At 44.1% G+C, this 12,445-nt stretch carries 12 protein-coding genes; 7 read left to right on the top strand and 5 right to left on the bottom strand.

Translation table 11 applies throughout. The features are described 5' to 3' along the window. Window positions 1–111 precede the first annotated feature (111 nt). From AAEZ00_RS17555 to AAEZ00_RS17540, 4 genes are all read left to right on the top strand, one after another. The gene (locus AAEZ00_RS17555; RefSeq protein ID WP_351089275.1) at window positions 112–1,347 is read left to right on the top strand and encodes a class I SAM-dependent methyltransferase; all 1,236 of its coding nucleotides are present in this window, start codon (window positions 112–114) and stop codon (window positions 1,345–1,347) included. 82 nt (window positions 1,348–1,429) lie between these two features. Beyond that, on the top strand, window positions 1,430–1,960 hold the full coding sequence (locus tag AAEZ00_RS17550) for a DUF2878 domain-containing protein (protein ID WP_124012303.1): 531 nt from the start codon (window positions 1,430–1,432) through the stop codon (window positions 1,958–1,960). Further along, the gene (locus AAEZ00_RS17545) at window positions 1,957–2,643 is read left to right on the top strand and encodes a chalcone isomerase family protein (RefSeq protein ID WP_351089273.1); all 687 of its coding nucleotides are present in this window, start codon (window positions 1,957–1,959) and stop codon (window positions 2,641–2,643) included. Before AAEZ00_RS17550 ends, AAEZ00_RS17545 begins: the two co-directional genes overlap by 4 nt. Window positions 2,644–2,699: 56 nt before the next feature. After that, window positions 2,700–3,251: a DUF3833 domain-containing protein gene (locus AAEZ00_RS17540; RefSeq protein ID WP_101034450.1), complete on the top strand. Its 552-nt coding sequence runs from the start codon at window positions 2,700–2,702 to the stop codon at window positions 3,249–3,251. Window positions 3,252–3,474: 223 nt separating this feature from the next. Here the strand turns inward: AAEZ00_RS17540 and AAEZ00_RS17535 are convergent, their stop codons facing one another. The 5 genes from AAEZ00_RS17535 to aptA all read right to left on the bottom strand — a co-directional run bounded on the left by AAEZ00_RS17535 (window position 3,475) and on the right by aptA (window position 8,848). Further along, a complete protein-coding gene (locus tag AAEZ00_RS17535; RefSeq protein WP_101034451.1) occupies window positions 3,475–3,819 on the bottom strand; it encodes a DUF3634 family protein in 345 nt (114 codons plus the stop codon). Window positions 3,820–4,708: 889 nt separating this feature from the next. Beyond that, on the bottom strand, window positions 4,709–5,431 hold the full coding sequence (locus AAEZ00_RS17530; protein WP_124012301.1) for a TorF family putative porin: 723 nt from the start codon (window positions 5,429–5,431) through the stop codon (window positions 4,709–4,711). 112 nt (window positions 5,432–5,543) lie between these two features. Then, entirely contained in the window at window positions 5,544–5,918 is a 375-nt protein-coding gene (locus AAEZ00_RS17525) for a cupin domain-containing protein (protein ID WP_124012670.1), read from the bottom strand. A 12-nt stretch (window positions 5,919–5,930) separates the two neighbouring features. After that, a complete protein-coding gene (locus tag AAEZ00_RS17520) occupies window positions 5,931–7,430 on the bottom strand; it encodes a CoA-acylating methylmalonate-semialdehyde dehydrogenase (protein ID WP_124012300.1) in 1,500 nt (499 codons plus the stop codon). A 65-nt stretch (window positions 7,431–7,495) separates the two neighbouring features. Further along, entirely contained in the window at window positions 7,496–8,848 is a 1,353-nt protein-coding gene (gene aptA, locus AAEZ00_RS17515; RefSeq protein WP_351089270.1) for an omega-aminotransferase AptA, read from the bottom strand. A 303-nt stretch (window positions 8,849–9,151) separates the two neighbouring features. Here aptA and AAEZ00_RS17510 point away from each other — a divergent pair, with 303 nt between their 5' ends. The 3 genes from AAEZ00_RS17510 (at window position 9,152) to AAEZ00_RS17500 (ending at window position 12,180) form a co-directional block, all read left to right on the top strand. Further along, window positions 9,152–10,648, top strand: a complete 1,497-nt coding sequence (locus AAEZ00_RS17510) for an aldehyde dehydrogenase (RefSeq protein ID WP_101034825.1) — start codon at window positions 9,152–9,154, stop codon at window positions 10,646–10,648. Window positions 10,649–10,886: 238 nt separating this feature from the next. Then, on the top strand, window positions 10,887–11,309 hold the full coding sequence (locus AAEZ00_RS17505) for a VanZ family protein (protein WP_351089268.1): 423 nt from the start codon (window positions 10,887–10,889) through the stop codon (window positions 11,307–11,309). 37 nt (window positions 11,310–11,346) lie between these two features. Continuing rightward, window positions 11,347–12,180, top strand: a complete 834-nt coding sequence (locus AAEZ00_RS17500) for a sulfurtransferase (RefSeq protein WP_124012296.1) — start codon at window positions 11,347–11,349, stop codon at window positions 12,178–12,180. The last annotated feature ends 265 nt before the right edge of the window (window positions 12,181–12,445 follow it).

The following is a 12,445-nucleotide window of genomic DNA, read 5'->3' as shown; positions in this document are numbered from 1 at the left end:
CTCTTGCAAAATGTGAATAGCAAAATGTAAACCAAATGGATGGTTACCACGTACTAAGCTGTAATGACGCCAATAAAGCGAATAATACAGTGTACGAACTGGAGAGATGACATGGAAAATATGGCGACGGAAAGTAGCATGACTCAAGCGAGTCTATCTGACAGTCTTGCAAGGAAAATTTTACTTCGCGCATTAGCCCATCTTGCTGAAGGGCATTTAACTATTGTTGACGGCAACCAAACGTCTGAGTTTGGTAACGTTAACAGCAACGTTCACGCCACCATGCAAGTCAAGCATGCTAACTTTTATCGTCAAGTGGTGTTTGGTGGCTCAATTGGTGCCGGTGAAGCTTATATTCAAGGTCACTGGAGCAGTCCAGATTTAACCAAAGTGGTGCAAATTTTTGCTAAAAACTTAGCCTTGTTAGACAATATTGAACGCTATTTTTCATGGTTGAGTAATAGTGTTAACCGGATTAAGCATGTGTTTAATCGTAATTCTGAACAAGGTTCAAAGCGCAATATTCTGGCTCATTACGATTTAGGTAATGACATGTATAAACAGTTTCTTGACCCGGAAATGATGTATTCAAGTGCACTTTATCCGAACGATGATAGCAATCTAAATGAAGCGCAATTACATAAGTTGCAAACCATCTGTGAACGCCTAGACTTATCGCCAGGTCAAACATTACTTGAGGTTGGTACCGGTTGGGGGGCATTAGCTATTTATGCTGCAAAACACTATGGCGTAAATGTTACCACCACCACTATTTCCGATGCGCAATATGAGTTCGCTGTTGAACGAGTTAAGCAACTAGGCCTTGAAGATAAGATCACCTTACTCAAACAAGATTACCGCTTATTGACTGGCGAATATGATCGCATTGTCTCTATTGAAATGATCGAAGCTGTGGGTCACGAATATTTAGGCGGGTTTTTTGAAAAGCTACAGCATTTACTTAAGCCTGAAGGGCGAATGCTGATCCAAGCTATTACCATTGCCGATCAACGTTATGACAGTTATCGCAAGAGTGTCGACTTTATTCAGCGCTACATCTTTCCTGGTGGCTGTTTACCCTCGGTCAGCGAAATGACCCGACACATTGCCAAGAAAACTGACATGGTTACCTGGTCAATTGACGACATGGGTAGAGATTATGCCCGCACATTAAAGCATTGGCATGAAAACTTTGATGCCGCTTACGATAAAATAAAAGCGTTAAATTACGGTGACGATTTCATTCGGATGTGGAAGTTTTATCTAAGCTATTGCGAAGGTGGCTTTTTAGAACGTACTACAAGTGCAGTTCACTTGGTCGCGGTTAGACCGCTATATCACCCTTGATAATTGCGTTTTATTGCCCTTAGTGATTTACATCCCCGGTAACGGCTTACCGGGTCGTATCCTCCTATTTGGGTGATATATTATGCCTACTTACGCTTTGCCCTCAACATTATTTATCCTGATTAACGCCGTGTGTTTTCAGTTGGTGTGGTGGTCGGGTGTGATAGCCCAAAACCAACTTATCATACTGTCAATTTTACTGATCATCGGTCATTTTTTATTATCCAATTCTGCTCGTCATGATGCTCTGTTAATGGGTGTTTGTGGTGCAATTGGGATAGTCGTTGACAGCTTATTAGTATGGTTTGGCGTGTTTGAATTCAACATAATCCCTTATTGGTTGGCGGTATTGTGGTGCTATTTTGCTCTCAGTTTAGATTACAGCTTAGCTTTTTTTAAAACCTTACCACTATGGTTACAATCAATACTCGGTGGCGTGTTTGGCTGTTTAAGTTATCTGACGGGCGCTAAATTTGATGCTGTGGTGTTGCCTTTGGGTTATGAAAAGAGTGCACTGATATTGGCATTGATCTGGAGTGGCTTATTTCCCGTATTGATTTGGGTGAGTAAACGTATCGCACCAGCGAATATGGTCTTGGAGAACAATCAATGAAAACCTTACTGAGCACCGACAAGCTGCAGCAAGACAAAGGGCTGCAACCATTAACTCATTGGTTGAGTGAATTGTTATTTGGTGCGGGAGGGGCATTAGTATTAGTAGTGATCATCGCGATTAGTATTAACCATGCTGCTGCCAATAATAGCGACATTGGTTCGACATTGTCGATGCAACCAGCCAATACAACCGATGCAGCCAATATAACCAATAGCGCCAAGACCACAAATAAAGCCAGCATAACAAATATGACATTGATTCAAGTGGGTTCTGCCGACATGAGCTTATTATGGTTCGATATCTACACTGCCAAGCTGTTTTCTCTTGATGGCAACTACCAAGCCAATCGATTCCCAATGATCCTCGATATTCAATATCACCGTGATATCAAAGCCCCTGATTTAGTTGATGCCACTATCGAACAATGGCAACACCTTGGGTTAACCGAAGACGACATCAGCCTGCTAAGCCAGCAATTAGTGCGAGCATGGCCTGATGTTAAACAGGGCGACAGACTTACCTTTAGGGTCAACAATCCTAATGACGCTGCATTTTTACTCAATGACACGCCTTATTATCAAGTGAGTAATGCGCAATTTCCTGAAGCATTTCTCGACATTTGGTTGTCGGAAAAAACCAGCCACCCTAAATTACGCAAACAATTAATTGGAGCCAACTAATGCCCACCATCCTATTCTCTATGCACCACAGAGGTCATATTTTTGCACGAGGGTTGATGAAAAAGTTAGCTTATGTATGTTTATACACAGGATTACTTTTAGGCGTCATGTCATGCTCATCTGCATCGATTGAAGATTATCAAAACACCACCCCCCGGTTAGATTTAGCCACGTTTTTTGATGGTAAGTTAACAGCAGCAGGGATAGTACAAGACTTTTCGGGCAAGGTAACCCGCAAATTTACTGTCACTATGGAAGCAAACTGGACTGATTCTCCTGAAGGTAAGCAAGGAGTGATTAACGAATGGTTTATTTACGATGATGGTGAAAAGCAAACCCGTGTGTGGAAAATTATTGATAAAGGTAATGGGGTTTATCAGGGTACAGCCAATGATATATTAGGCATTGCCCAAGGGGAGTCGCGCGGCAGCGCATTACGCTGGCGTTATGATATGCAATTAGCCGTCGATGGTAGTGAGTATCAAGTGCACTTTGATGATTGGATGTTTCTAGTTGATAACCAAACCATTATTAACAAAAGCGACATTATCAAGTTTGGTATTACTGTCGCTCAAGTGACCTTGGTCATCTCTAAGCAAGAAGACTAATTAACAAGGCTCACTAACAAGATTAAGCAAAAATATTAAGTAACAGACTAAAGCAAAAAGTTAACTCATATAGCAACTCATATAGCAACTCATATAGCTATATGAGCTGCTAAGCAATAACAGGCCACACAAGGCTAATTTAAAACAAGGTATTCTAACGCCTCTACGGACATAAAAAATGGACTCAATAGAGTCCATTTTTTATGTCCGCCAACAACTTGTATTAACCTTTAAGTTTAGACGCGTCTGACTGTTTCTTGTCGTAATATTCAAATGGAAACTGGTTACGAATTTGCTGGACTAAGTTATCGCCAATATTGGCCGACACATGCAAACGCACGTCACCAGACTTTTCTGCTCTGACAGTGCAAGTCAGTTTATTAGATTTAGCTATTGCACGACAATCACGTTCAAACTTCTCCGGTATTTTGCCTTTATGCTTATTGAGCTTGCCATCTTTAAAATGCATTTCAAAAAGTGTTAATCCACGGCTACCACTAAAAATTAGTTTATAGGCCAGAAAAAATAATACTGCAATGACCAGTATTTTAATAATGTTATCAGCCATAGTTTGCTCCTTTGTGCCGTTTAGTTATACGGTTGCTATAACAATAAGATACTCTCGTACGTCATGGATGCAACGCTATTTTGTTGAAATCTATGCGCAAGATCGAAGTTATGTTCTATCAATAATAGATCATTTAGAAATGCAGCACGCTTTTGTCTTTTAAGTGTGATACCCAAGCCACTTCAACATGCTCGTATTGTCTCCCGAAAGGTAAGCCGAGAAGCAAGCTATTTCTATCCCTATCCCTGAGATGACAAGCGGTGACGAGCGATGACGAACGATGACATACAAGCTAAAATCTAGAATCAACAAGCCTAGAGCGCTGCGCTGCTAGGATGCTACGCAGCTAGATGCTATAAAATCTTAACAGCGAAGCTGTCCCTAGCAGGACGAAGTCCGTCCTAGCAGCGAAGCGCACTATAGCAGGACGAAGTCCGTCCTAGCAGCGAAGCGCACTATAGCAGGACGAAGTCCGTCCTAGCAGCGAAGCGCACTATAGCAGGACGAAGTCCGTCCTAGCAGCGAAGCGCACTATAGCAGGGCGCAGTCCGTCCTAGCAGCGAAGCGCACTATAGCAGGGCGCAGTCCGTCCTAGCAGCGAAGCGCACTATAGCAGGGCGTAGGTCCGTCCTACTAGGTTGGTAAGTCGTGAAAACGCAAGCGGCAAGGGCAACCACTAATAGCGTTAACCACCAAGTAAGTTTAGTTTTATCCATTTATTCTACCCCTTAACCCATCGATTCATTCCCTCTCTTATCCAGGGTTGAGGTTAAGTAATAAAAAAACCGCCCCATGGCGGTTTTTGTTGTTAATACTGAGCGACAAACATTATTCATCATCATTAGCTCAGATTTACACTGATTAGCATCACTTATTAACACATAGTGACTTAGAACGCGTAACTGACGCTCGCCAATAAGGTGCCTGAGTTTTTATATAGCCCAGAGCTCACTTCGTAATCACCATTAATGTCGGTGTCTAGATAGGCAACCGAGATGCCAAAGCCGGCGACTTCAGTTGATACTCCAACAGAGTAGTCTGAGTAGCTATCAAAGCCTTCACCGTCATCAATCGCGTCACCAAAGTTGTAGCCATAATGCACATCTAGGCTCCAGTTTTCAGTAAACTCCCAGCCGTAATTGATTTCGGTGTAATGTAGATCAAGATCGCTGCCACCATAGTCATTGGTAAACCAATAGGCGGCTCTAAAACCACTAAAATCAATACCTGCGCTGACTTCTAAATAGTCTAAATCGCTTTCTCCTGGGTAGTTATAACGGTACAAGGTTAAGTCATAACTGGTGTTGTCGTTAATCTCGCCGTAGTAGCCCGCGTACAGGTCTACTTCTATGTCTGGGCCGTTATATCCGGGCTCATCAAAGTCGACATTACTGCCCCAAGCACCAACAAAAAAGCCGCTTTCATGGCTCCAATCAATATTGGCTTGTAGCGCTGGGTCACCGGCTGTTTGTGATACACCACGGAAACGATAATCGTTGGTTACAGTAACCGCACCAGACACTTCTGCCGTAGCTAACGGAGCCAGTAGGGTAGCTGATAACGTTAATCCGCTTAACAGTGCAATTCGCGTTCTTTTTAATGTGTTCGACACGATATTATCTCCATTTACATAAAATGCAGCCGCTGGTCTCCAGCTACTGCGTATGCCACTTATCAGAGTCAAAACCGCAAGGGCCTTGTCTGTACCGCATGGCGGTTAAACACTATGTTTGCTCAAGCTGTTGTTCAAACATAACGTAGATTTTTATACAGTGATTGACTACCTCCCATGTACCGGAAAACCCAGCAGGAATAACAAATTTATCACCTACATTGACGGTTAAGCTTTTGCCTCGACTGTCGGTGATAATGCTGCAGCCTTCGAGAATATCGCAATACTCATATTCGCTATAATTGATATTCCAACTGCCTGGTTCACTTTGCCAAATGCCAACATTAAACTGCTTGCACGGGCTTTGAAAATGGTTTTGCACTGACTGCAGTGGATCGCCAGTAAGCCGTTTTTCATCAGTTAAATGATACGACTCAACCGCAGTTGATTGGCTACTAAAAAGCGTAATATCGTTAATATGCTTCATCGTTGGTTTCATTTATTTCATCGTCGGCATAATAAAAGCCGAAGGTTCGTTATTGTCGATTTTTGCTTGTGGCCAGCGGGCGGTAATGGCTTTTCGCTTAGTATAAAAACGCACTCCATCTGGACCATGCATGTGTAGCGGTCCAAATAGCGATCGTTTCCAACCGCCAAAGCTATGAAATGCCATCGGTACTGGGATCGGCACATTAACGCCGACCATGCCCACTTCAACATGGTGACAAAAGTGGCGTGCAACTTGGCCGCTTTGAGTAAAAATAGCTGTACCATTGCCAAATTCGTGTTGGTTGATCAGTGCCAACCCATCGGCATAGTTATCGACTCGGACGATAGCTAACACAGGACCAAAAATTTCTTGTTGGTAAATGCTCATCGTTGGCGTGACATGATCAAATAAGCACGCCCCTAAAAAGTAACCTTGCTGGTGATCGCTAATACTAATATCGCGGCCATCAACCACTAAGGTCGCGCCTTCATTCACGCCAGCTTCAACATAGTCGCGTACTTTGGCTAAGTGCTGAGCTGAAATTAACGGTCCCATGTCCATTTCTGGGGTAATACCACTGCCCACCTTTAAGGCACTAATTTGCGGTAATAATGCAGTGACTAATTTGTCGCCGACATCGCCTACGGCCAATACCACTGAAATGGCCATACAACGTTCACCTGCACTCCCATATGCCGCACCCATTAACGCATTCACGGCTTGGTCTAAGTCAGCATCTGGCATTAATAGCATGTGATTTTTAGCCCCACCCAATGCTTGCACCCGTTTACCGTGAGCAGAGGCTGTGGTGTAAATGTATTCGGCAATCGGAGTTGAGCCAACAAAACTGATGGCGTGTACATCGGGGTGGGTCAGTAAGGCATCAACCGCTTCTTTATCGCCGTTGATGACATTAAATATGCCATTAGGCAAACCCGCTTGCTTAAGTAATTGGGCAAGGAACATCACTGCACTAGGGTCTTTTTCAGACGGTTTCATGATAAAAGCATTACCGCAGGCTATGGCGATGGGGAACATCCACATCGGTACCATGACCGGAAAGTTAAACGGCGAAATGCCTGCGACAACCCCCAAAGATTGGTTGACTGACCATGAATCAACGCCGCCACCGACTTGTTGAGTGTGTTCGCCTTTGAGTAAATGTGGAATACCGCAAGCAAACTCAACCACTTCGAGTCCTCGAGTGATTTCACCTTTGGCATCGTCTAGCACTTTGCCATGCTCAAGGGTAATAAGTTTGGCCAATTCATCAACATGTTGTTCGACTAAGGCTTTAAATTTGAATAATACCCGGGCACGATTCAGTGGCGTGACTTGCGACCAAGTTTGATAGGCATTTTTGGCAGCAGCTATCGCCAAGCTGACTTCATCGTGACTCGCCAATGATACTTGTCCACGGGCTTCACCGGTTGCGGGATCATAGATCCTTTGATTGCGCTGACTGGCTGGCGTGTGTTGTCCATCGACAAAATGAGTGATGTTAAGCATGAACAGGATCCTTTTAAGCCAAATATGTATTCAAAAAGTGTATTAAAAAAGTGTATTCAAAAACATTAACCAACAGCGTTAATTGCATCGCTAATGTGATTAACCATGTCGTCGATTTGTGACTTCTCGACAATCAGTGGCGGCGATAATGCGATAATGTCAGCGGTTGCCCGCACCAACGCGCCATGTCTAAAGCAGTGATCAAAAATGGCATAACCTCGTTTACCCACGCCTTTATCGCTCGGCGCCAGTTGAATACCGGCAACTAAACCGGTATTACGAATATCAATTACGTTGGCTAGTCCTTTAAGGCTGTGAACCGCTTGCTCAAAATAAGACTCAAGACCTTTAGCGCGCTCAAATAATTTTTCATCTTCATATATCGATAAGGTTGCCAGTGCTGAAGCCGCCGCCACCGGATGGCCTGAATAGGTGTAACCATGGAAAAACTCAATTAATTCATCAGGGCCATGCATACAAGTGTCGTGAATGGTATTACTGACAAACACTGCGCCCATTGGAATAGCACCATTATTAATGGCTTTGGCAGTGGTGATCATGTCTGGGGTGACTTGCCAACGTTCACTAGCAAAAGCGGCACCAAGACGGCCAAATCCGGTGATCACTTCATCAAAAATAAGCAAAATACCGTGCTTTTGAGTGATTTCACGTAGGCGCTTTAGGTAACCTTCTGGCGGTAAAATGACCCCTGCCGATCCCGACATGGGCTCGACGATCACAGCGGCAATATTTTCGGCGCCGTGTAAGGTAATCAGTTGTTCAAGCACTTCGGCTTTATCTAAGCCATGTGGAGGCAAACCGTGGCTAAAGGCATTATTGGCAATGTCGAGGGTATGAGGTAGATGATCAATGCCTTGGAGTAATTGCTGGCTGAAGGTTTTGCGATTATTGCTAATGCCACCGACGGATATACCACCAAACCCCACGCCATGATAGCCAAGCTCACGGCCGATAAACCGAGTTCGTGTTGCTTGGCCATTAGCGCGATGATAACAAAGTGCCATCTTTAGGGCGGTATCAACCGATTCTGAACCTGAATTGGTAAAAAACACCTTATCCAATCCATCTGGACTTAATTGACAGAGTTTATGGGCTAATTCAAATGCGAGCGGATGACCCATTTGAAACGACGGCGCATAATCCATTTGACTGATCTGCTGGCTTACCGCTTGGGAAATCTCTTGGCGGCCATGTCCGGCATTGCAACACCATAATCCAGCTGTCGCATCGAGTATTTTATTACCATCGATATCGGTGTAATACATGCCTTGGGCTGATACTAATAATTTTGGATTGGCCTTGAATTGCTTATTAGCGGTAAAAGGCATCCAAAAATGTTCCATGTTGGGCCACATTTGCGATGAATCGCCGCTATTGTTTCGCTGATATTGGCTCATAAATTGACTCTATATTGATCGCTACAATTATGGGAGATCCATCTCACATTGGTTAAATTATGCGTGGTTAATATTTGCTATGCTATGTCAAAAATAATGAACGTTAAAGTGTTTTGTGCATTTATTTATACTAAATGAGCTATTTTTGTAAAATATATTGAAAATATCTTGCTGTTCAGCATAATCTGGTGACAATATTCACTAATATTATTGTGTCGATAGTTGCTTTTATGCGACACAAATCTTGTGTTTGGCATCTACCTAATGGGTGCGTATCAATCCATTTATTATTTCGAGGTCACAATGAGTACTCCAACAAGCCGTCGCGATTGGGAAGCACTAGCAGCGAGTCTGACAATTACCGGGCAAGCCTTCATTAATGGACAATATCAAGGTGCCTCTTCGGGTGACACATTTGACTGTATCAGTCCTATTGATGGCCAAGTATTAGCCAAAGTGGCTAGTTGTGATATAGCCGATGCTAACCTTGCGGTGGCGAATGCGCGTGAAGTGTTTGAAGCGGGTACTTGGTCAATGTTACCGCCCGTTAAGCGTAAGCAAGTGATGATTAAGTTTGCCGATTTACTTGAAGCCAATGCCGATGAGTTGGCGTTACTTGAAACCCTCGATATGGGTAAGCCAATTCAATATTCCAAAGGTGTTGATGTGGTCGGTGCCGCCCGCGCCATACGCTGGTACGGTGAAGCGATAGATAAAATTTATGATGAAATCGCTCCAACTGCTCATAATGAGATAGGCATGATCACCCGTGAGCCAGTAGGCGTAGTCGCCGCCATTGTGCCATGGAATTTCCCGATGATTATGGCATGCTGGAAGCTTGGGCCTTCGCTCGCCACCGGCAATAGCGTTATTTTGAAACCCTCCGAGAAATCACCGCTTACCGCTATTCGTATGGCGCAATTAGCGATTGAAGCAGGTATGCCCGCGGGGGTGTTGAACGTATTACCCGGCTATGGCCACACTGTCGGTAAAGCGTTAGCTCTGCACATGGATGTTGATACTTTAGTCTTTACTGGCTCAACTAAAATTGCCAAACAGTTAATGATTTACGCAGGCGAGTCGAACATGAAACGCGTGTGGCTAGAAGCCGGAGGCAAGAGCCCTAATATTGTGTTTAATGATGCACCAGATCTAAAAGCGGTAGCTGAAGCGGCGGCTACTGCCATTGCTTTTAACCAAGGTGAAGTGTGTACTGCGGGCTCACGCTTATTAGTGGAGTCGGGCGTAAAAGATGAATTGATTAAGCTCATAGCCGAACAAATGCAAGGCTGGCAGCCTGGTCACCCACTTGATCCTAAAACCACTTGCGGTGCAATGGTCGATCAACAGCAGCTGACCAATGTATTGAACTACATTAAAAGTGGCAGTGAGCAAGGTGCCACCTTAGTCGAAGGCGGACAGCAAGTGATGGCTGAAACCGGCGGTATGTATGTGCAACCGACCATTTTTAGCAATGTTAACAATGACATGACCATTGCCAGTGAAGAGATTTTTGGCCCGGTATTATCGGTTATTGAGTTTGATGGTATGGAACAAGCCATCAAAATTGCCAACGATACCATGTATGGTTTAGCGGCTGGAGTGTGGACATCAAACTTAAGCAAAGCTCACAAAACGGCCAAAGCACTCCGCAGCGGCATGGTGTGGATTAATCATTATGATGGCGGCGACATGACCGCGCCGTTTGGCGGATACAAACAGTCGGGTAATGGTCGTGATAAGTCATTACATGCATTTGATAAGTACACCGAAATCAAAGCCACTTGGATAGTCCTATAACTGGGATTTTTTTATAGTGATTGATATCAAGCCCTTTAGTGATAAAGGGCTTTTTTATTGCTCATCATCGGGCGGGATAATTCAGAGCAAATACTCCGGTTTTGTTTAACAAGTACTTCCCTATTGCTGACGCCTTAAATCGAGCGCAGGTTAAGCAAAATTAACGCTAAAATATTAGCTATTGCGGTAGACTCAAAAGCATTATTTACATCAACATTTCATACACGGATGAATGCAGATGACCCATAAGAGCTTCTCTCGTTTGGCTATTATTGTTGCTGGTGGTTTTTTTAGTTTTATTTTGTGGATTATTTACCTCGCCAACACGGGCAGTCACAGTGTGTTTTTCGACTTAATAAAACATGTCCCCTACGGCGATAAAGTCGGCCACATGTTGTTATTCGGTCTATTAACGTATGTTGTCAATTTAGCCTTACTCAGTCGTCATTTTTGTATCGGGCGCCTTCCGCTTTATTACGGCGCTGTGTTAGTGTCGATATTCGTCTTGAGTGAAGAAATCAGTCAGGGTTTTATCCCGTCAAGAACATTAGACATCATCGATTTAGTTGCCGATGCTGTAGGTATTATTTTATTTAGTTATTTAAGTGGGTTAACTCAGCGCTATTTGGACAATCATCGCCATCAGACTCGCTTAAGTTAACATCAATATTTGCCATCAATTGTAAGAGAGGTTTAATGTGAATTTTCCTTTAGTGACTACCGATTGGTTAGCGCAACACCTAGAATACCCAGAACTTGTGTTACTTGATGCCAGTATGGAAGTGGTATTGGGTAAAGAGCCATTGGTATACGATGAGCTTTATGTTATTCCTGGTGCGCTATCTTGCCAAATTGACAAGCTACTTTTTGATCATCGTGCTTCGCAAACCCATGCTATGCCAACAGCAGTGCAATTTACCGATGCTGTGCAAACGTTAGGGATAAACCATAACAGCACAGTGGTAATATACGACAATCAAGGTATTTATTCTGCGCCGCGTGCGTGGTGGACCTTTAAATCGATGGGCTTTGATAAGGTATTTGTGCTTGACGGTGGCTTACCGCAATGGCAAGTAGAAGGGCGGGATACTGTGCGCCAGTTTGCCTCTGCTACTCATTCTGGCGATATCAAAGGCCGTTTGCAGCAACACAAGGTATGTGACACTGAGTTTGTGTTAACCCATCTTGGTCATGCCAAAGTTGATATTATTGATGCTCGCGCAGCAGGGCGTTTTAATGGCACTTCACCAGAGCCCCGTGTTGGTATGCGCAGTGGTCACATTCCCAGCTCGCTGAGTTTGCCGTTTGCTCAGGTTTTAAGTCGGTTTAAAATGAAATCACCCCGTGAGTTGCAAACCATTTTTGCGGCTTTAGATACTAGCCATAATGCTCAACGGGTGTTCAGTTGCGGTTCTGGGATCACAGCCTGTATTTTGATTTTGGCGTCCTATGCCGCAGGGCATCATCAAGCGGTGCTTTATGATGGTTCATGGGCGGAATGGGGCGGGGATGCTGCGCTTCCAATAGAGTAGGGCAAATTGAATAATTGGTCGGTATTTTTTGTTTTATGGCCTGCGGCCACTAACGCTTAAGATCGCAAGGTTCCACCCTGCACGGGCTATTAGATTATGGCCTGCGGCCACTAACGTCGTGGCGTTTCACTCACACCAGATTAAGATCGCAAGGTTCCACCCTGCACGGGCTATTAGATTATGGCCTACGGCCACTAACGTCGTGGCGCTTCACCCACACCAGACCAAGAGGAAACCAACGGCTGTTCCCTCTTGGAACTCCCAG

Origin of the sequence: Shewanella sp. S1-49-MNA-CIBAN-0167 (assembly GCF_040310145.1) — a bacterium.
Taxonomy (GTDB): Bacteria; Pseudomonadota; Gammaproteobacteria; order Enterobacterales; family Shewanellaceae; genus Shewanella; species Shewanella psychromarinicola.
The sequence above is the reverse complement of the archived record's forward strand: the minus strand, read 5'-3'. Positions and strand labels throughout refer to the sequence as shown.

Coding starts and splice junctions, on each gene's coding strand:
- AAEZ00_RS17555 (WP_351089275.1), top strand. CDS start 112: ATGGAAAATATGGCGACGGAAAGTAGCATGACTCAAGCGAGTCTATCT.
- AAEZ00_RS17550 (WP_124012303.1), top strand. CDS start 1,430: ATGCCTACTTACGCTTTGCCCTCAACATTATTTATCCTGATTAACGCC.
- AAEZ00_RS17545 (WP_351089273.1), top strand. CDS start 1,957: ATGAAAACCTTACTGAGCACCGACAAGCTGCAGCAAGACAAAGGGCTG.
- AAEZ00_RS17540 (WP_101034450.1), top strand. CDS start 2,700: ATGAAAAAGTTAGCTTATGTATGTTTATACACAGGATTACTTTTAGGC.
- AAEZ00_RS17535 (WP_101034451.1), bottom strand. CDS start 3,819: ATGGCTGATAACATTATTAAAATACTGGTCATTGCAGTATTATTTTTT.
- AAEZ00_RS17525 (WP_124012670.1), bottom strand. CDS start 5,918: ATGAAGCATATTAACGATATTACGCTTTTTAGTAGCCAATCAACTGCG.
- AAEZ00_RS17520 (WP_124012300.1), bottom strand. CDS start 7,430: ATGCTTAACATCACTCATTTTGTCGATGGACAACACACGCCAGCCAGT.
- aptA (WP_351089270.1), bottom strand. CDS start 8,848: ATGAGCCAATATCAGCGAAACAATAGCGGCGATTCATCGCAAATGTGG.
- AAEZ00_RS17510 (WP_101034825.1), top strand. CDS start 9,152: ATGAGTACTCCAACAAGCCGTCGCGATTGGGAAGCACTAGCAGCGAGT.
- AAEZ00_RS17505 (WP_351089268.1), top strand. CDS start 10,887: ATGACCCATAAGAGCTTCTCTCGTTTGGCTATTATTGTTGCTGGTGGT.